The organism is Paenibacillus violae (assembly GCF_032461945.1).
Classification (GTDB): domain Bacteria; phylum Bacillota; class Bacilli; order Paenibacillales; family NBRC-103111; genus Paenibacillus_E; species Paenibacillus_E violae.
Map to the genome: position 1 here is coordinate 596,763 of NZ_JAWCUD010000001.1, position 18,079 is coordinate 614,841.

Annotated in this window: 23 protein-coding genes and 1 tRNA gene; all 24 read left to right on the plus strand. The window is 45.8% G+C overall.

All coding sequences use genetic code 11. The features are described from left to right. Positions 1 to 18: 18 nt before the first annotated feature. Positions 19 to 1,392 (plus strand): germination protein YpeB, encoded by a 1,374-nt coding sequence (gene ypeB, locus RQP52_RS02485; protein ID WP_315949237.1) that lies wholly within the window; start codon positions 19 to 21, stop codon positions 1,390 to 1,392. Positions 1,393 to 1,509: 117 nt separating this feature from the next. Continuing rightward, complete coding sequence (locus RQP52_RS02490; protein WP_315949239.1) at positions 1,510 to 2,163, plus strand: flagellar brake protein; 654 nt, start codon at positions 1,510 to 1,512, stop codon at positions 2,161 to 2,163. 87 nt (positions 2,164 to 2,250) lie between these two features. After that, positions 2,251 to 2,523 carry a hypothetical protein gene (locus RQP52_RS02495; protein ID WP_315949241.1) on the plus strand — a complete coding sequence of 91 codons (273 nt, stop codon included), beginning with the start codon at positions 2,251 to 2,253 and terminating at the stop codon, positions 2,521 to 2,523. A gap of 139 nt (positions 2,524 to 2,662) precedes the next feature. Then, positions 2,663 to 3,346 carry a (d)CMP kinase gene (cmk, locus tag RQP52_RS02500; RefSeq protein ID WP_315949243.1) on the plus strand — a complete coding sequence of 228 codons (684 nt, stop codon included), beginning with the start codon at positions 2,663 to 2,665 and terminating at the stop codon, positions 3,344 to 3,346. 1 nt (position 3,347) lies between these two features. Further along, positions 3,348 to 3,929: a lysophospholipid acyltransferase family protein gene (locus RQP52_RS02505; protein ID WP_315949244.1), complete on the plus strand. Its 582-nt coding sequence runs from the start codon at positions 3,348 to 3,350 to the stop codon at positions 3,927 to 3,929. Between the two features lie 148 nt (positions 3,930 to 4,077). Continuing rightward, positions 4,078 to 5,388: a 30S ribosomal protein S1 gene (rpsA, locus tag RQP52_RS02510; protein WP_127451220.1), complete on the plus strand. Its 1,311-nt coding sequence runs from the start codon at positions 4,078 to 4,080 to the stop codon at positions 5,386 to 5,388. 31 nt (positions 5,389 to 5,419) lie between these two features. Beyond that, entirely contained in the window at positions 5,420 to 6,478 is a 1,059-nt protein-coding gene (gene fni, locus RQP52_RS02515) for a type 2 isopentenyl-diphosphate Delta-isomerase (RefSeq protein ID WP_315949246.1), read from the plus strand. A 128-nt stretch (positions 6,479 to 6,606) separates the two neighbouring features. Next, a complete protein-coding gene (locus tag RQP52_RS02520) occupies positions 6,607 to 7,233 on the plus strand; it encodes a YphA family membrane protein (protein WP_315949247.1) in 627 nt (208 codons plus the stop codon). Then, positions 7,233 to 8,138: a YIEGIA family protein gene (locus tag RQP52_RS02525; protein ID WP_315949248.1), complete on the plus strand. Its 906-nt coding sequence runs from the start codon at positions 7,233 to 7,235 to the stop codon at positions 8,136 to 8,138. Before RQP52_RS02520 ends, RQP52_RS02525 begins: the two co-directional genes overlap by 1 nt. A gap of 6 nt (positions 8,139 to 8,144) precedes the next feature. Beyond that, entirely contained in the window at positions 8,145 to 8,324 is a 180-nt protein-coding gene (locus tag RQP52_RS02530) for a capping complex subunit for YIEGIA (RefSeq protein WP_127451228.1), read from the plus strand. A gap of 131 nt (positions 8,325 to 8,455) precedes the next feature. After that, positions 8,456 to 9,781, plus strand: coding sequence for a ribosome biogenesis GTPase Der (gene der / locus RQP52_RS02535; protein WP_315949249.1), 1,326 nt, complete (start codon positions 8,456 to 8,458; stop codon positions 9,779 to 9,781). 14 nt (positions 9,782 to 9,795) lie between these two features. Beyond that, entirely contained in the window at positions 9,796 to 10,404 is a 609-nt protein-coding gene (gene plsY / locus RQP52_RS02540; RefSeq protein ID WP_315949250.1) for a glycerol-3-phosphate 1-O-acyltransferase PlsY, read from the plus strand. 54 nt (positions 10,405 to 10,458) lie between these two features. Further along, positions 10,459 to 11,502 carry an NAD(P)H-dependent glycerol-3-phosphate dehydrogenase gene (locus tag RQP52_RS02545; RefSeq protein WP_315949251.1) on the plus strand — a complete coding sequence of 348 codons (1,044 nt, stop codon included), beginning with the start codon at positions 10,459 to 10,461 and terminating at the stop codon, positions 11,500 to 11,502. Positions 11,503 to 11,595: 93 nt separating this feature from the next. Continuing rightward, positions 11,596 to 11,862: a stage VI sporulation protein F gene (locus RQP52_RS02550; protein WP_127451790.1), complete on the plus strand. Its 267-nt coding sequence runs from the start codon at positions 11,596 to 11,598 to the stop codon at positions 11,860 to 11,862. Positions 11,863 to 11,964: 102 nt separating this feature from the next. After that, positions 11,965 to 12,144, plus strand: a complete 180-nt coding sequence (locus tag RQP52_RS02555; protein ID WP_127451234.1) for a DUF2768 family protein — start codon at positions 11,965 to 11,967, stop codon at positions 12,142 to 12,144. A gap of 18 nt (positions 12,145 to 12,162) precedes the next feature. Continuing rightward, positions 12,163 to 12,456, plus strand: coding sequence for a 2Fe-2S iron-sulfur cluster-binding protein (locus RQP52_RS02560; protein ID WP_315949252.1), 294 nt, complete (start codon positions 12,163 to 12,165; stop codon positions 12,454 to 12,456). An 18-nt stretch (positions 12,457 to 12,474) separates the two neighbouring features. Next, on the plus strand, positions 12,475 to 13,068 hold the full coding sequence (locus tag RQP52_RS02565) for a nucleotidyltransferase domain-containing protein (RefSeq protein WP_315949253.1): 594 nt from the start codon (positions 12,475 to 12,477) through the stop codon (positions 13,066 to 13,068). 35 nt (positions 13,069 to 13,103) lie between these two features. Then, on the plus strand, positions 13,104 to 13,457 hold the full coding sequence (locus RQP52_RS02570) for a 2Fe-2S iron-sulfur cluster-binding protein (protein WP_315949254.1): 354 nt from the start codon (positions 13,104 to 13,106) through the stop codon (positions 13,455 to 13,457). Between the two features lie 25 nt (positions 13,458 to 13,482). Further along, the gene (locus tag RQP52_RS02575) at positions 13,483 to 14,232 is read left to right on the plus strand and encodes a DUF3939 domain-containing protein (protein ID WP_315949255.1); all 750 of its coding nucleotides are present in this window, start codon (positions 13,483 to 13,485) and stop codon (positions 14,230 to 14,232) included. A gap of 264 nt (positions 14,233 to 14,496) precedes the next feature. Continuing rightward, positions 14,497 to 15,975, plus strand: a complete 1,479-nt coding sequence (gene spoIVA, locus RQP52_RS02580) for a stage IV sporulation protein A (RefSeq protein ID WP_090821662.1) — start codon at positions 14,497 to 14,499, stop codon at positions 15,973 to 15,975. Between the two features lie 247 nt (positions 15,976 to 16,222). Continuing rightward, positions 16,223 to 16,495 (plus strand): HU family DNA-binding protein, encoded by a 273-nt coding sequence (locus tag RQP52_RS02585; RefSeq protein ID WP_145655310.1) that lies wholly within the window; start codon positions 16,223 to 16,225, stop codon positions 16,493 to 16,495. Positions 16,496 to 16,649: 154 nt separating this feature from the next. After that, a tRNA-Pro gene (locus RQP52_RS02590) sits at positions 16,650 to 16,723 on the plus strand. A gap of 104 nt (positions 16,724 to 16,827) precedes the next feature. Beyond that, positions 16,828 to 17,745 (plus strand): phosphatase PAP2 family protein, encoded by a 918-nt coding sequence (locus RQP52_RS02595; protein ID WP_315950367.1) that lies wholly within the window; start codon positions 16,828 to 16,830, stop codon positions 17,743 to 17,745. 78 nt (positions 17,746 to 17,823) lie between these two features. Then, the gene (gene mtrB, locus RQP52_RS02600) at positions 17,824 to 18,072 is read left to right on the plus strand and encodes a trp RNA-binding attenuation protein MtrB (protein ID WP_315949256.1); all 249 of its coding nucleotides are present in this window, start codon (positions 17,824 to 17,826) and stop codon (positions 18,070 to 18,072) included. Positions 18,073 to 18,079 lie beyond the last annotated feature (7 nt).

Below are 18,079 nucleotides of genomic sequence, written 5' to 3' on the forward strand. Positions count from 1 at the left end.
GATGAAAGGGGTATTCACGTGTATAAAAGATTGAGCATTGTCATGTTTCCATTTCTATTAGTTGCCTTAATCGGTGCATCGGTTTGGGGGTACTTGGAGCATCAGGAGAAAAATACGATTTTGATTAAAGCTGAGAACCAATATCAGCGTGCGTTCCATGATCTCTCCTTCCATATGGATAAGCTGCATACGGAGTTGGGGAACACACTTGCTGTTAACTCGACGGCTGAGCCTTCTTACCGCAAAGGGCTTGTGAATGTATGGCGGTTGACCAGCCAGGCTCAAAGTGACATCACACAGCTTCCGTTAACCCTGCTGCCATTTAACAAGACAGAGGACTTCTTAGCGAATATGGCGAATTATTCATACCGAATGTCCGTTCGTGACATGACCAAGCAGCCGTTAACGGAAACAGAAATAAAAACGTTAAGTTCGCTTTACGATCATTCCGCTGAGATTACGAAGGAAATACGCGGAGTTCAGGATAAAGTAATGACGAACAATTTGCGTTGGATGGACGTGGAAATGGCTTTAGCTTCCGAAAATGAAGTGCATGATAATGCTATCATTGATGGCTTTTCCATCGTTGATAAAAAAGTAGGCGCCTACGAGGAGCTGAATTGGGGCCCTGGCAGTATGGGCATGCTTTCCCAGAAAAAAATAAGCATGCTGTCCGGCAATGAGATGACGGCAGATCAAATTAAGCAAAAGGCGGCTCAATTCCTGGGGCAAGCCGACACGGCCAATATGCAAGTCGTAGAAAACGGCGGGAATTCGCCTGAAAATCAGAGCTTTAGCGTTGTGGTTCCGAGCGGGACTGGCGGTGCCGATAGTGCGCAGATGGATTATACGAAAAAAGGCGGTCATTTGATTTATTTTATGAAGCCGCGTGATGTCAAAGAGTCGAAGTTCGATCTTAGACAAGCCCGCGATATCGCGAATGAGTTCTTGGACCAACATGAATATAAAGATATGAGTGCAGTTAGCTATGATCAATATCAAAACATTGCGAATATTATTTTCGCTAAACGTGAGAAGGATGTTACCATTTATCCCCAGCAAATCAGTGTGAAGGTTGCGCTGGACACGCTCGAAGTCATCGGACTTCAAGCGACGGATTATATTTATGGCCAAGTCCAGCGGAATATTGGGCAACCTAAAATTACAGCGGCCGAAGCACGGAAACAACTTAGTCCGAATATGAAAGTGACGGGTGAGTCTCTCGCTATCATCAAAAATGATCTGGATGAAGAGGTTCTCTGCCATGAATTTATCGGGAAAATGAACAATAATCTATATCGTGTTTATATCAATGCTGATTTGGGAATGGAAGAAAAAATCGAGACGATTCGCCCCGATCAGGCTCAAGCCGCGGCAAATAAAACAACATAAAGTCGAAAAAGAGAGAAGCGGGTTCGAGCAGATTCGAGCCTTGCTTCTTTTTTTTGCTATTCAAATAAGAGCGGCGTGGTTATAATTGTGTCATCATATGTTTCGGAGGTGCAGGGATTGCTGCCCAAGGTTAACCAAATTTTACATATACAAGTGAACAGTATTGATGATGAAGAATCCAGGATTGAATACAAATCCAGAATTGCCGATGTAACAGATAGCTCAATCTTGATAGAAATTCCTATGAATGAGCAGACGGGCCGACTCAAGAAGCTGTATTATGGCGATGAGTTAAACACCTTCTATATTGCACAAGGGGGCGTGAAACACTACTTCACAACGTCGGTTATCGGGTTTCGGGAAGACGTGTTACGGTTAGTCGAACTTCATAAGCCCGAACCGGAAGCTATCACGCAAGTCCAACGCCGAAGTTTTCTGAGGGTGCCGGCTGAACTGGAAATTGCAGTCAAAGTGTCTGACCAGGTTCAATTTATCGGTGTGACGGACGATGTTGGCGGTGGCGGCATCTCGATGGAATATGACGGCCAAATCCCGCTTGGCATCAACACGATTATTTCTTGCTGGCTGCTTGTTCCTTACAAGAACGGCAACATTGAGCATATTCCATTTAACGGTGAAGTTGTGCGCGTCAAGCTATTGGAAACCGGCAAGCAGCTTGCCATGGTGCGGTTTGTTGAGATTTTGGACAGGGAGCGCCAGAAGTTGATTCGTTTTTGTTTTGAGCGCCAGATGGATTTCCGCAAAAGATAATATAGGGATCTTTTGACGAAGTCAAAAGTCTCTCTGCTTGTATGAAAGTCAAAAGTCTCCTGCTTGTAAGCATGAGAGTTAGCTCGTATGGGTATACTACCAGACAATATGCCTATTCGAGCAGGTGAGAAGCTCTTGTCCAACGATCGGGAAACGAAGTCCTATGAGCAGTTGTTTATCCTCTTCTCTGCGAAAGTAGAAAAGGTGATTATTCGAACAACTCTCGTATGTTTTATCGTGCTTATTTGCGTGCAGTTATTGCTCCAAATCCCTTATATACGCAAGCATTTTACAAGGGTTGAACCCCTGGAAGGCAAGCCTTATATGCTGCCTCAAAATGCTAAGGGAGAGCGCTCTTAAGCAGGCTAGGTTGCAATCTATTATGCGTCCAAGTTTTGCATATACCTAGGTAGTGTGATATAATTTGAATCAATTAGCAGGCAGTGCCTGCTTTTTTGTTCGTAAGGTATTGTGGAGTATCGTTGGGAGGAACAGCAGCTTGGATAAGTTCAATATTGCCATTGATGGACCTGCTGGTGCCGGTAAAAGTACCATTGCTCGGCTTGTTGCCGGAGCACTTGGATTCGTTTACGTGGATACAGGGGCCATGTATCGGGCAGTAACATGGAAAGTACAGCAAGAAGGGCTGCTACCTGATCAAGAGACAGAAGTGGCTGCTTTGGCCAATCGTATGAAGATTGAGCTCATTCCTGGAGAAGAGGGTCAACAAGTTTTTGTCGATGGCGTCGATGTGACGAAAGCAATCCGTACGACTGCCATTACAGATCATGTTTCCCAAATTGCCAGTTATGGCGCGATACGCGAGCTGCTGGTCAACCTGCAGAAACAAATGGCGATTTCTAAAGGTGTTGTTATGGATGGCCGGGATATCGGCACTCATGTCATGCCGGATGCAGAAATCAAGGTGTTTCTGACAGCCAGCGTGCAGGAACGCGCAGAGCGACGCTTCAAAGAAATGCAGAGCAGCGGTACTTGTACACTGACGCTCTCCGAACTTGAACAGGACATCGCTCGTAGGGACCAATTGGACCAAGATCGAGAGATTTCTCCGCTCAGACGTGCTCATGACGCTGTGTTGATGGATAGCACCTCAATGACAATTGAAGAAGTTGTGGACGAGATACTTGGGCTTTGTAAAGACAAAGTCGGAGGTGGCAAATAAGATGCTATATCGCATCGGAAGGGCCTTGTTTCGCTGCTTTTTTACCTTGTTTTTTCGGTTACGTGCCATCGGTATGGAAAATGTCCCTAAACATGGTGCAGTAGTGCTTTGCGGCAATCATACAAGTTTATTGGATCCTCCATTATTAGGAACACCGCTCAAACGTATGGTACATTTTATGGCGAAAGCCGAACTCTTCGACATTCCTGTTCTGGGCGCGGTCATCTCAAAAGTTGGCGCATTTCCAGTTAAACGCGGTGGTGTAAGCAGAGATTCGATCCGTCTCGCGGTGCAATTGCTCCGTGACGGCAATATGTTAGGCGTTTTCCCGGAAGGCTCGCGTAATAACGCTGGGGGAATGGGCAAGAAGGGCGCTGCTTCTCTGGCATTGAAATCCGGTGCTGCTGTCGTTCCTGTGGCCATTGTCGGTACTTATTCTTTATTCCGCCGCATGACCATTGTGTATGGCAAACCGCTTGATTTAACTGCTTACGCAGGAGCTAGCTCAGAAGATTTGGAGCTCGCGACGGAAGCCATTATGAAAGAAATTCGCCGCTTACACAGTACATATAGCAAGGCATAGGCCCCATGTATGGAAATGAAAGCTTGGAATTATACTATCTTCAAAAGCGAATGATGATTGTTTTGTTTGAAACAGAGTAGAAGCTTACATACTGCTTTGTGACTTATAAATTATTTTTTGTTGGTTGTAATTAGAGGAGGCTAATCTCATGTCAGATGAAGTAAAAGTTCAAGATCAAACGCAAGAAGCTCAAGAAACAGCCGTATCGCAAGCAGAAGCGGAGCATGCCATGAATAATGTTGCTGTGCTGAAGAAAGGCGCTACCGTGAAAGGCAAAATCGTTAAGGTAGACGCAGATCAAGCCTTCGTGGATATCGGTTACAAATACGATGGTGTTATTCCGGTTCGCGAACTATCTTCCGTAAGCTTGGAAGATGCTGGTCAAGCGGTACAACTTGGACAAGAAGTTGAGTTGAAAGTTGTTTCCATCAACGATGCGAAAGAAACATTGGTTCTTTCCAAACGTGTTGTAGACAGTGAAAAAGCTTGGGAAACACTGCAAGGCCAACTGGAAAGCAAAGAAATTATCGAAGCTTCCGTTGCTGAAGTGGTAAAAGGCGGTTTGGTTGTGGATATCGGCGTACGCGGTTTCGTACCTGCTTCCATGGTTGAGCGTCAATTCGTTGAAGATTTCTCCTCCTACAAAGGCCGCACATTACGTCTTCGTGTGAAAGAAATCGATCGCGAGAAAAACAAAGTCATCCTTTCCCAAAAAGATGTATTGGATGAAGAATTCGAAGCAAACAAAAAGAAAATCATCGAAGGATTGCAAGTAGGACAAGTTCTAGATGGAACTGTTCAACGCTTGACGCAATTCGGTGCATTTATCGATATCGGTGGCATTGACGGTTTGGTACACATTTCCGAGCTTGCTTGGCACCATGTAGATCAAGCTTCTGACGTTGTCAAAGAAGGCGACAAAGTGAAAGTGCAAATCCTTAAACTTGACCCGTCCAACGACAAAATCAGCCTTAGCATCAAAGCTACACAAGCAGGCCCTTGGTCCAATGTGGAGAATGATTTCAAAGCTGGCGATATCGTAACAGGTACAGTGAAACGTCTTGCTGCGTTTGGCGCATTCGTTGAAGTAGCTCCTGGTGTTGAAGGTCTTGTGCATATTTCGCAAATCGCACACCGCCACATCGGAACACCTCATGAAGTATTGAAAGAAGGCCAAGAAGTTCAAGTGAAAATCTTGGAAATCAATGCTTCCGAGAAACGCGTTAGCCTAAGCATCAAAGAAACAGAAGAAGCTCCTGAAGCTCCTGCTGGCGCAGCTGCTCCGTCCGCTGCGAAACCGGAAAGAGAAAGACAACCAAGAGGCGACCGTGACCGCGGTAACAGCGCTAGCCACCAAAAAGAAATCGCTGGTAACGAGAACGTGTCTCTAAGCAACCAAGGTCTATCCATGACACTTGGCGAGCGTTTCGGCGACAAACTGGCTAAATTTAAAAAATAAGTGATACTTGGATTTTAGGGGGACCAAAGGAATGCGCATCTCACGCAAAATGGAGCATGTCCATTACGCGCTGGAGCTTGGTCAATCCAGACAGCAAGGGCTGTCGGATATCAAGCTTGTGCATAACTGTTTACCTGAGACTTCAACGGATCACATTGCACTAACGACTGAAATCGGCGATCTCATTATGAGTTCGCCGATTTTAATTAATGCGATGACCGGAGGAGCTCAGGAGACAGAGAGCATCAACCGCGAGCTAGCGATTATGGCGAGGGAAAAAGGCATGGCGATGGCCGTCGGCTCCCAGATGTCAGCGCTAAAAAACAGCGAAGTAGCGTCCAGCTACCAAGTCGTGCGGCGCGAAAACCCGAAGGGTATCGTGTTTGCGAATTTGGGCAGCGAGGCCACCGTTGACCAAGCAGTCAGAGCCATTGACATGATTGAAGCCAATGCGCTGCAAATTCATTTGAACGTCATGCAAGAACTCATCATGCCCGAAGGAGATCGCAGCTTTGTAGGCATGCTGAAGCGAATTGAGGCCATTGTTCGGCACGTTCAGGTGCCGGTCATTGTCAAGGAAGTCGGCTTCGGCATCTTGAAGGATAACGCCAAGCAATTACAAGACATTGGTGTCCGCGTCTTGGATGTTGGCGGTTCAGGCGGCACGAATTTCGCCGCCATCGAGAATGCCAGACGTCCAGCAGCGATAGAGTGGCTGAACGACTGGGGTACCCCGACAAGCATCTCGCTATTGGAGGCGCTGTCTGTTTATCCAAGAGGCGCAGTCATTGCCTCTGGGGGAATTACCAACGCTTTGGAAGCGGCCAAAGCGTTAGCTCTTGGCGCCTCAGCCGTCGGCATGGCGGGCGCATTTCTGAAGGTGTTGCGCGAGCAAGGCACCCAAAGTCTGCATCGCTTTGCAGACGAGCTTCATCAGGGACTTATCTTAATTATGACGGCGCTAGGCGCCCCTACAATTAAGGATTTGGGGCATTGCCCTGTCGTCATTATGGGAGAAACGGCGGAATGGTGCCGCACCCGTGGGATTGATTTAACTTCATACGCAGATAAAACCAATCGGAGTAAATAATCGAAAGATTGCCATACTAAGGATCAAGATGTGCTTCCCTCTACACAAGAAGAGTGGAAGCCGTAGATCCGCGGGCAAGCGGTGATAGCTATCATCGGTTCGCCTATGCCTTGTAGGGTGGTCAGATTATGAACTCCGGTTATTTGTCTCTCATTCTCCTTTGCATCACGTTGATTTTGTTTGCCAGCGGATGGAAGGAGTTGTACGTCAGAAGTATATCGCATAAGGGCATGCTTCTTTTTTTTGCCCTGTGGATTGCAAGTTCGTGCCTATCCGTGACGATTAAGCAGGTGCATATCCAACTCGTCTATATCTTGGTTTTTGCCATTAGCATAGCTATTCTTTTCGTGATTCAAGGCTTCATACATAAGCTTCATTTGCTTTCTATCGGGCTTCTGCTGGGTTCGCTTCATTTCTTGCTGCAGCAGCTGCTGGAGATGGATCCAATCCTCATTGTGCGAAATTCAGACTGGGATATTGCCTTATTGCTCGCTTTAATAGCGGTTGTGTTACAGCGCAATCCTCTGGAGCAAATTGCCGCTCTCTCGATGGGCTATTTGCTTGGTGATATGTATCAGGCGAGTATTCATCCCATAGAGGGCTACCATCATGTCGGCCATTCGACATTTCAAGACCAATGGTGGCTATCTGTCTTTGCCGCGCGAACAATGACGATTATTCTGCAAGCGGTCTACACGGGCTGTCGAAGTATGGTAAGAAGCTGGATAGAGCGAAGAGGAGGCTGGAGAAAGTAATGGACTGGTTTTATTCACACCGGTATACGATAGGCATTGTGGTAGGTGTTATTTTTGGAATTTTAGCCAGGCTCAATATGCTTAGAACAGATTACAGACAATACCCGACATATCCGCATGGTAAAATCATACATATTTCCCTCGGTGTCATTGCGGCAGGTTTAGGAGCTGTCGCAGTGCCTGCTTTGCTAGACAAAAACTACACAGCGGTTACGTTTCTTTCCTTAGCTGCGCAGCAGTTCCGTGATGTTCGAAATATGGAGAGACAAAGCTTAACGAAAGTTGATGAATTGGAGCTAGTTCCCAGAGGGGCTGCCTATATTGAGGGTATTGCCATGGTTTTCGAGGGAAGAAATTATTTGGTCATTTTCTCAGCGTTTCTGGCGTCTCTCTTCAGCATTTTGTTTGCCTGGTACTGGGGAGTTCTTGCCGGTATTTTGTCGATCTGGATTGCGCACTTTTTTAAATCGGGTAAAAAGCTTGGGGATATTGCGGATATTGAAGCCGTTCCGATTCGGATGGATGGACCTGATTTGTTTGTCGGATCCGTTTATATCATGAATGTGGGGCTGCAGGATAGCCGAAGTAAGATTCAAGAGCATGGGGTAGGTTTTCTGATCAAACCTAAAAATCGTAATTCTCGCGTAACCCTGGCGAATCTGGGTCAAAGACAGGCGATATTGCACGATATTTCTACGCTATTTGGCGTTTATCGAGATGAGGGGGAGCCCTCTTTGCGGCCTATGGCCAAGCTGGATATGAATTCGGGCATTCTCGGAGTGCTGCTGCTGCCGCAAGAGCAGGATGTTGACAAAACATTTGTTGCTTTGCATCGGGTTCCCGTGCTGGAGAGCGCCGTACGTATGCCGTCAGAGGCCGGCGTAAACAAAAATAAGGGGGCGTGATTCGCCATGTCGCAAATTCTTGCTGTTGTGACATTAACGAAGGATCGGGTTGGCGGAGGTGCGCCAATCTTTGTGGTAGAGCAGGAGGATGACCTGCAGAAAGTTTCTTTCTCGCTGGAAAAAATATTGGATGCGAACGCGCATGATTTGAAAAATGGCACGATGATTTTGGTCAAACATACCTGAAAGGTTGGTTTGTTAGGATCAATTTGGCGACAAGTCTCAAAAGAGATTAGCCAATCCGTGTCTTTTTTGTTATGATGTAAGTTGCGTATTTTTCCATGGCTGATCATGGAATCAGGAGGAGTGAATGAGAATTGGCTAGACCAGTACTTGCAATTGTCGGCCGACCGAATGTCGGAAAATCCACCATTTTCAATCGGATCGTAGGCGATCGTCTTGCGATTGTGGAAGATAAACCGGGTGTAACACGTGATCGACTCTATGGTGTGGGTGAATGGCTGAATACGTCATTCAGCGTGATTGATACAGGCGGTATTGAAATTGATGGCGAGGATGCGATCCTCAAATCTGTTCGTGTGCAGGCTGAGCTTGCGATTGAAGAAGCGGATGTTATTGTGTTCATGGTAGATGCGAAAGCGGGGGTAACCCCATCGGATGAAGAAGTAGCTCAACTGCTGTTCCGTTCCAAGAAACCGGTTGTCCTTGCCGTGAACAAAGTGGATAACCTCGCGCGCCAAGATGATATCTACGAATTCTATGCTTTGGGATTTGGCGATCCGATAGGGATCTCAGGTTCTCACGGGATCGGGATCGGTGACCTGCTCGAAGTTGTCTGCGGTCTTTTCCCTGATAAAAAGGATGACGAGTATGGGGACGAAGTTATTAAATTTGCACTGATTGGTCGTCCGAACGTTGGTAAGTCGTCCATGACGAATGCCATTCTCGGTGAAGAACGCGTTATTGTCAGTGATGTTGCCGGCACGACACGCGATGCCATCGATACGCCATTTGAACGGGATAACCAGAAGTTTGTTATTATTGATACCGCTGGTATGCGCAAAAGAGGCAAGGTTTACGAGAACACGGAGAAATATAGCGTCATGCGCGCAATGAAAGCGATCGAACGCGCAGATGTTGTGCTCGTTGTTATTGATGGCCAAGAAGGCATCATTGATCAGGACAAGCACATCGCTGGATATGCGCATGAAGCAGGAAAAGCGATTATCATTGTCGTAAATAAATGGGATATCGTTGAAAAAGACGATAAAACCATGCAGCATTTTACACAAACTATTCGCGATCATTTCTTGTTCTTGAGTTATGCTCCAATTGTCTTTGTATCGGCCAAAACAACACAACGCTTACATAAGCTGTTGCCGGTTGTTGTTCAAGTGGCGGAAAATCATGCTCTGCGTGTTCAAACGCATTTGTTGAATGATGTCGTTTCCGATGCCGTAGCCTATAATCCGCCTCCAACGGATAAAGGCAAGCGCCTGCGGATTAACTATGTTACTCAAGTTGCCGTTAAGCCTCCTGTCTTTGTGCTCTTCGTGAATGAGCCTGAGCTCATGCACTTTTCATATGAACGGTATTTGGATAACAAAATTCGTGCAGCCTTTGGTTTCGAAGGGACGCCGATACGTATCTTAAGCCGTAGAAAGACTTCGGACAAAGAATAAGGAGATGTTGCAGCTTGCTTTTAATTTCCATAATAACAATCGTAGCAGGTTATTTATTAGGGGCTATCAGCTTTAGTTATTTATTTGGAAAATGGTTTAAAGGCATCGATATCCGCAAGCATGGAAGCGGTAATGCTGGCGCAACCAACACACTTCGCGTATTGGGCAAGGGTCCGGCAATCATGGTATTAATCTTGGACGGGTTGAAGGGGGTTGCTGCCGTTTGCCTTGGCATCTGGGCAGCTCCCGGACCGGACGATATGTGGGTTCGCGTATTGTGCGGACTTGCTGCCATCATTGGGCATAACTGGCCGGTGTATTACGGGTTCCGCGGCGGCAAAGGGATTGCCACGACAATCGGCGTCATGGCCACGCTTTGCTTCATTCCTACGTTAATTGCAGGTTTAACGGCTATCGTCATTATTGCTATAACCCGTTTCGTCTCGTTAGGTTCCCTGATTCTAACTGCACTTTTACCTTTTCTTATTTGGGGAATGGATCGACCACTACCGGTTCTGTGGATTAGTATTCTGCTGTGCGCGTTTGCCTTTATGCGCCATCGTACCAATATTGTGAAGCTCGTTCAGGGCAAAGAGAATAAACTGGGCCAGAAAAGAGCATAGTCTTTGCATACATCACCCAATTATTCCAATGCATAACGTTTAGGAGGGGTAACCATGTCAAACAAAGTATCGGTTCTTGTAGCAGGCAGCTGGGGAACGGCTCTTGCCACGGTACTGGCGGATAATGGGCATCAAGTGCTGTTATGGTCTCGTAATGAGGAGCAAGTGCATGAGATCAACGAACAACACCGGAATAGCCGTTTTCTCCAAGATGTGGAGTTATCACCGCTAATCGTAGCGACGAATTCGCTGCAGGAGGCGGTAGAAGGAGCAGATGCGATTATTATGGTCGTTCCTTCGTCCGGCATGCGTGAAGTTGCATCTAACGTGCGTCCCTTTTTGAAAAAGGATGCTTTGCTGATTCATGCAACCAAAGGATTTGAAACGGGATCCCTCAAGCGGATGACCGAGGTATTGGCAGATGAACTGCCTGAAATCAATCCGAATCGGCTTGTGGTGCTTTCCGGCCCTAGTCACGCAGAAGAAGTCATACGGAAGTGCCCGACCACCGTGGTTGTCGCGGCACAAGATCTGGAAGCGGCTGAAGCCGCGCAGGATTTATTGATTAACTCGTATTTCCGTGTCTATACGAATCCCGATGTTGCAGGCGTTGAAGTCGGCGGAGCGCTCAAAAACATCATCGCCCTGGGTGCAGGGCTGACAGATGGCTTGGGCTTTGGTGATAATGCCAAAGCTGCGCTGATGACCAGAGGATTGGCCGAAATCGCTCGCTTAGGTACAACGATGGGGGCTAACCCTTTGACTTTTGCCGGATTAGCTGGAATCGGAGATTTGATTGTGACTTGTACGAGTCAACACAGCCGGAATTGGCGCGCTGGAAATAAATTAGCTAAAGGCATGCCTCTAGATGCAGTCCTGCAAGAGATGGGAATGGTCGTGGAAGGCGTGAAAACAACGAAAGCTGCTTATGAATTGTCCCGCAGATATGATGTGACAATGCCTATTACAGATGAGTTGTACAAGGTGCTTTTCGATGGGAAGTCTCCGCAGTTAGCCGCTCAGGATCTTATGGGTCGTGTCAGAACGCATGAGATCGAAGAAGTGGCTACGGATGCCATTACAAATGTATTGAAGTAGCCTACACCACATTCTTCCCGCACTCATACTATACCGTATAAGTATTTAGTTCTTATCAGGTATAGGGAGGCGGCACATTTGGCAAACAAAGATATGTCTAAAGACGTATTGAATGTGGTGAAGAAGAAAACGGGGAAATCCGTTTCACCTAAAGATATCGAGAGAATTGCGAGTGGTGTGAAACCTTCAACTCTTCAGAGTGAGACTCAACTGCGTCAGTTGATCAAGCAAGTCTCTGGTCTTGTTAATGTGAAAGTATCTGAAGAGACGATCAATGACATCATTCAGGCAGTGAAAAGCTCTAAGCTCGATAGCAACAACATGCAGCAGCTTATGAACATGATGATGGGCAAAAAATAAAAAGCATGAAGGGGAGCTTGCTGCCCTTTATGCTTTTTTTCTCATCCTATGCTATACTTACTGTTGATAATTTTAAAGATTATACATAAGGGGTAAAATTATATGTCAAGTTTGGACAAAATGTGGGCGTCTTTTGTAGCCATTGGACTCATGGTTGTCGCATCATTACTGATTTCGTACGCAAGAACGCGTACCCAAGGGTGGGTTCGTGTCGTTCTATCGACGGTTGCCTTTATTTTATTCATTCCCATTTTACTCTATATGCTGCTATCATTGTTCTAACTTGGAGGCGATACATACATGCTGGAATTAAAAACGCGCAAAGCGCAAAAAACGATGGAGCCGGAAATTGGGTTAAGTATCTTGGATCATGCGCTCAAAAACGACGTGGAATGGGGGTTCTCGTGTACCCGAGGCACATGTGCCAGATGCCGCTGTTACGTAGCTGCTGGACGTGAACTGCTTTCACAACCTTCCGATGCGGAAGAGAATCGCCTGGAGCCGGAAGAAATCGAGCAGGGCTATCGACTTGCCTGCCAATGCATGATTAAACAAACAGGCGTCATTTCCGTTACACATAAGCCATATTTTTAAAATATCTGCCTGAAAGGTGTGGGCATCTTGGTCCTGCTGGAACCGTTAGTACCAACGATTACGACCATCCATACACAATTATTGCAAGCGCCTAGCGTACGATGGCTCATCGGTGGCAGCTGCGGACTGCTTATGCAAAACGTAGATATTGGAAGAAGTCCAAGAGATCTGGATATTTATGTGGATAAGAACGATGTATCCGCCATTCATTCTTCTCTTCAAGATTATTCAGTTGATACACCTGTGTATAATCAAACAAACATATATGCCTCGATCCTCAGCCATTATCAAATTCATGGAGATACGGTTGAAGTGGTAGGGGATTTCAAAGTTCAAGCATTTGATTCCTCCTATCAAGTGGAGGCTGCATTCCTATGGGAGGACCATAGCCATACAGCAGTGATCGGCAGCCATGAAGTGAAGGTAATGCCGTTAGCTCATGAGCTTCTCTTTAATCTATTGCGAAATCGGCCTGATCGTTACGAAGCTATCTATAAAACGATGATGGCTGCTTCAGAGCTGCACATGCCGGCATTAAATGCGTTACTGCAAAGAAATAGTTGGGGACTAGCGTTTGAACACAAGCTTGAGGAATTAATAGATTCGCGCTGAGATTTAGGAAGTTGACAGATAAGTAGGTGGACCTGATGAGTGGATTTGAAGTGCATTTCTGGCCAGATGATAAGAAGATCAGTGTTCGGACAGGCACGACTTTACTGGATGCCGGACGGAAGGCTAAGGTTCATATACGCACACGCTGTGGAGGCAAAGCTGCTTGTCTGATGTGCAAAGTGCAGGTGAATGACGCTAGCAGCAAGGGGCTTGCCCCGATGAATGTGAATGAACGGCTGAAACTTGGCTCACAAGCGGAGGAAGGTTACCGCCTAGCCTGCCAAGCTCGTGTGGTTGGCCCTGTGCAGGTGACGATCCCAGAGGACCCTCTAAAGGCTGCAATTCGTGCTCAGCTTGCCAGACAAGCCGAAGATGATGATTTATTTTAGAGAACAGAGATAGGATGATGGATGCGTGAAAATAGCTCGAGGTGTTGGATATGGCAGATGGATAGGCATGATTCTTAGTATGGTTCTGCTGTTAAGCGGTTGTGCTTATCCGAAAGAACTGCGCAAGGAGAATCAAATTAACCCTGCGGAGTTTATTACCGTTGTTCAGCAAGCCGTTGATCTTTTCCATGAGAAAACCGGTGTTCTGCCTATAAAAAATAGCGATATGACTACACCGCTCTATGAGAAATATGTCATTGATTTTGCAAAGTTGAAAAAGTCAAACTATTTAAGCACCGTACCGGCGAACGCTTTTGAAAGCGGTGGTATTTTCATCTACGTGCTCGTCGATGCGGAAACGAAACCGACAGTGAAGTTGATGGATCTATCGGCTTATCAAAGCGTGGAAGATGTCCAGAAGAAAATAAATGATTATAAAGCAAGTCATGATGGGAAATTGCCTGCTGGAATTGCTATCAATGAAGCGTTCGAGTATGTAGATTTCAATAATTTGGGGATGAAAGCCCCTGAAATCAAGTCGGTTTACAACCGCCAGAACCTCGTAACCTATTTGGTGAATAAGCAAACGGGCGAGGTTGCAATCGATTATGCGATGGATATGATGAAGTTCATTCAAGATCAGGGTTTAGCCAGTTCCCTGAAACCGGATCAAGATTTACGAGAGATTCTCGTGAACAAATCTTACTTCGTGCCGATTCGCAGTTTTCCATATCATTGGCAGAATAATCAGCCACTTCCCCAAGTGACGCCATAAGTATTGATTCCTCTTACAGCATTCTGTAAGAGGTTTTTTTCATTTTTCAGAATATCGCCGTCGAGGCAATCATATATTCTTTCAATGTGGTGAGGAAAGCCCTATATGTGCTTCATAAAATATGAGCGGTAAAAAAAGATATGTAACATCTATCATATTTCTATCGAAAGTACATATATTTCTTACTAGTCCAAATGAATGTACGAGTAGTCAATTGTTAACGTCTCAAAGTCAGTTGACGACCAAACTGTAGGAGGGATTCTCTTGGAGAAAGTGGATATCTTTAAGGACATTGCAGAACGAACGGGAGGGGACATTTACCTGGGGGTTGTTGGAGCAGTCCGTACAGGCAAATCAACCTTTATTAAGCGTTTTGTGGAATCTGTAGTGCTTCCGAACATTCAAAGCGAAGCGGATAGGATCCGGGCTACCGATGAACTCCCGCAGAGCGCTGCTGGCCGCACGATTATGACAACGGAGCCAAAGTTCGTGCCGAATACGGCGGTCCAAATTTCTGTGGCCGAAGGGCTGAATGTGAATGTGCGCCTTGTTGATTGTGTAGGTTATGCGGTTGATGGCGCCAAAGGCTATGAAGACGAAAACGGTCCACGCATGATTAATACGCCATGGTTCGATGAACCAATTCCATTCCAGGAAGCGGCTGAAATCGGAACTCGCAAAGTAATTCAGGAGCATTCAACACTAGGTGTTGTGGTGACAACCGATGGCACGATTTCGGATATCCCACGGTCATCCTACGTGCTGGCCGAAGAAAGAGTGATTAATGAGCTGAAGGAAGTGGGCAAACCTTTCATCGTCATTATCAACTCTCAGAAGCCAAACAGCGAACCGGCGCTTGAGCTGCGCAGCGAGCTGCAAAGCCGCTATGATGTGCCAGTTGTGACAATGAGCGTTGCTAGTGCAGGCGAAGAGGAAATGGTTTCTGTCCTGCGTGAAGTGCTCTACGAGTTCCCTGTTCATGAAGTGAATGTGAATTTGCCAAGCTGGGTCATGGTTCTAGACGAGAATCATTGGCTGCGTACTCAATTCGAAAATTCCGTACGTGATACGGTTCAAGATATTAGACGCTTGCGCGACGTGGATCGTGTCGTCAGCCAGTTTGCTGAATACGAGTTTATTGACAAAGCGGCACTTGCCGGACTCAATATGGGTCAGGGCGTGGCCGAGATTGATCTCTTTGCGCCAGATGAACTCTATGATCGGATCTTGGTGGAAGTGGTCGGCGTTGAAATTCGCGGAAAAGATCACCTTCTGCAATTGATGCAGGACTTCACACACGCCAAACGAGAGTATGATCAATTCGCAGAGGCGCTGGAAATGGTCAAAACAACCGGTTACGGCATCGCACCTCCAACACTCGCAGAAATGGCGCTGGATGAGCCGGAATTGATCCGTCAAGGCTCTAGATTCGGTGTCCGTTTACGGGCAACCGCTCCGTCGATTCATATGATTCGGGTGGATGTCGAGTCTGAATTCTCTCCGATTATTGGAACCGAGAAGCAAAGTGAAGAGCTTGTCCGCTATTTGATGCAGGATTTTGAAGATAATCCGCTCAAAATTTGGGAATCCGATATTTTCGGAAGATCCTTGCATTCGATTGTGCGTGAAGGCATTCAAGGGAAACTTGCTCAAATGCCGGATAATGCGCGCTACAAGTTGCAAGAAACACTTGGACGTATTATCAACGAGGGATCTGGCGGTTTAATTGCCATAATTTTGTAAGAAAGTAGACAAAAAAACACTCGCGAGAGTGTTTTTTGTCGTTTTATAGCAAAAATACCCACATAAAATGGAAAACGATACTTGAAATTGATGTCGTAGTATATTACTATGAATTTATTCGTCTGCTTTCGATGTTCATTTTTACTAAGAAAATCAACGCTTTTTCATGGATTCATGTATATTTTCTGACGAAACGGTGAAAACAGGAAGTAACGGAAGTAAGAAATCTTGGGGGGAGGTGAATGGCATGAATAAATCTGAATTGATTAACAAGGTTGCTGAAACCTCTGAGCTTTCCAAGAAAGATGCGACGAAAGCAGTTGATGCTGTTTTTGAAGCAATTTCCGAAGCGCTGCAAGGCGGGGATAAAGTACAATTAGTTGGGTTTGGTAACTTTGAAGTTCGTGAACGTTCCGCTCGTAAAGGACGTAATCCACAGACTGGTGATGAAATCGAAATCCCAGCAAGCAAAATTCCAGCTTTCAAACCTGGTAAAGCACTTAAAGATGGCATTCAATAATTGCGTTTTACATACTATTGAACGTTATATAACAACAAAGCCGTGGCCGCATTTTGCTGTCACGGTTTTATTCATTTATAGGCAGAAAATGCCTTTACAATTCGAAAATCTCCTACTATAATTACAAAGTGAATAAGTAGCTTGGGGATACAGACGGGGTATGGCGCAGCCTGGTAGCGCGCACCCTTGGGGTGGGTGAGGTCGCACGTTCGAATCGTGTTACTCCGATTATGAAAAAGACATCGAAAGTCCGATGTCTTTTTCTCTTGCAGAGGCTTGTTCCGATTGATAAGCACTTCTTAGATGATTTAGGGGGAACAGTCTTGAATAAGGTGAAACTGAACGAGTTAGTAAAGTCCCAAGATTGGACAATGTTCGGTATTATTGCATCGATTTACTTAGTTTGGCGAATTGGCGTGGTTGGCAACTGGAGTAAAGAATGTTGGATTTTGCTGTTGGTTTGCTTGCTAGGTGTTCGCAAAGATCAGATTGATGTGGATTGGAAGCGGTTTTTTCTTTTCGGTATACCGCTGCTTGGCATATTTTATTATTTCTACGGGTCCGGCAACGGATTTTGGTGGAAAATCGCCAACTGGATGTTTGAAAATAACCGCCATCCCTGGCACTGGGATGAATATATGAATGCGATTCCTCTGAACACGGGTGGATGGGCGAGGTGGATTGCCACTCCTTCACTGGATAAAGCCATGGTTTGGATTTATAATTATGGCTTCGTTTTATCCCTATGGATCTGCATTGTGAGAAGCTTTTGGACACGCAGTATCAAGAAAATGTTATCGTACGCATTATCCGGTCACATGCTGCAGTTTCCGCTCATTTTGCCATTCTACAACCTTATTTTGCTGCATGAAGTGTGGTATGTGAACAAGCAGCCGGATTTATTAAATCGTGTATTTGCGGATCAGAACTCATTGCTTGTAGCCGTGATGAACTGTTTTCCAAGTATGCACACGTCTATCTCCTTTGCTATGCTTCTTCTGGCCCTACGAGAAAAAGATCGTATTTTCAAAACGATGATGGTGACTTACTGCGCTGCGATCATCTTCTCAACCCTGTATCTGCAAATCCATTGGTTAATTGATGTATTTGCCGGCATGCTATTCGCTTATGGGACGGTCAAGCTATCGGATTTCCTTATTCGATTGGGCTCTACTCGCGTACTGCCAGCCAGATTCAAAAAATATTACGGCAATGGCCTACAAACGAGTTCAAATGAAGTTTCAATTTAGGTTAGTTGACTTCGGGATGCTTTTTTTGGCATCATTAGGTAAGGATATATGAAGTGAAGGCAAGAACGGAGGATGAGAATGGACGATACGAACAAAATGAACCCATCGAATACGAACGGCAATGAATATTTCGTTATCAAAGCCAAAGATAATGGCGTTCATGTCATTGGACTAACACGCGGTCAGGACACACGCTTTCATCATACGGAGAAATTGGACAAGGGCGAGGTTATGATTGCCCAGTTTACAGAGCACACCTCCGCAGTTAAAGTCAGAGGTAAAGCGCTTATCATTACGAAATACGGCACTGTAGATACCGAAGAATAATTTATTA

What these genes read in the sequence shown, in the direction of transcription:
- RQP52_RS02495 (WP_315949241.1), top strand. Translation starts at nt 2,251, where the DNA reads ATGGGTATACTACCAGACAATATGCCTATTCGAGCAGGTGAGAAGCTC.
- RQP52_RS02505 (WP_315949244.1), top strand. Translation starts at nt 3,348, where the DNA reads ATGCTATATCGCATCGGAAGGGCCTTGTTTCGCTGCTTTTTTACCTTG.
- rpsA (WP_127451220.1), top strand. Translation starts at nt 4,078, where the DNA reads ATGTCAGATGAAGTAAAAGTTCAAGATCAAACGCAAGAAGCTCAAGAA.
- fni (WP_315949246.1), top strand. Translation starts at nt 5,420, where the DNA reads ATGCGCATCTCACGCAAAATGGAGCATGTCCATTACGCGCTGGAGCTT.
- RQP52_RS02520 (WP_315949247.1), top strand. Translation starts at nt 6,607, where the DNA reads ATGAACTCCGGTTATTTGTCTCTCATTCTCCTTTGCATCACGTTGATT.
- RQP52_RS02525 (WP_315949248.1), top strand. Translation starts at nt 7,233, where the DNA reads ATGGACTGGTTTTATTCACACCGGTATACGATAGGCATTGTGGTAGGT.
- RQP52_RS02530 (WP_127451228.1), top strand. Translation starts at nt 8,145, where the DNA reads ATGTCGCAAATTCTTGCTGTTGTGACATTAACGAAGGATCGGGTTGGC.
- RQP52_RS02545 (WP_315949251.1), top strand. Translation starts at nt 10,459, where the DNA reads ATGTCAAACAAAGTATCGGTTCTTGTAGCAGGCAGCTGGGGAACGGCT.
- RQP52_RS02550 (WP_127451790.1), top strand. Translation starts at nt 11,596, where the DNA reads ATGTCTAAAGACGTATTGAATGTGGTGAAGAAGAAAACGGGGAAATCC.
- RQP52_RS02555 (WP_127451234.1), top strand. Translation starts at nt 11,965, where the DNA reads ATGTCAAGTTTGGACAAAATGTGGGCGTCTTTTGTAGCCATTGGACTC.
- RQP52_RS02560 (WP_315949252.1), top strand. Translation starts at nt 12,163, where the DNA reads ATGCTGGAATTAAAAACGCGCAAAGCGCAAAAAACGATGGAGCCGGAA.
- RQP52_RS02570 (WP_315949254.1), top strand. Translation starts at nt 13,104, where the DNA reads ATGAGTGGATTTGAAGTGCATTTCTGGCCAGATGATAAGAAGATCAGT.
- RQP52_RS02585 (WP_145655310.1), top strand. Translation starts at nt 16,223, where the DNA reads ATGAATAAATCTGAATTGATTAACAAGGTTGCTGAAACCTCTGAGCTT.
- mtrB (WP_315949256.1), top strand. Translation starts at nt 17,824, where the DNA reads ATGGACGATACGAACAAAATGAACCCATCGAATACGAACGGCAATGAA.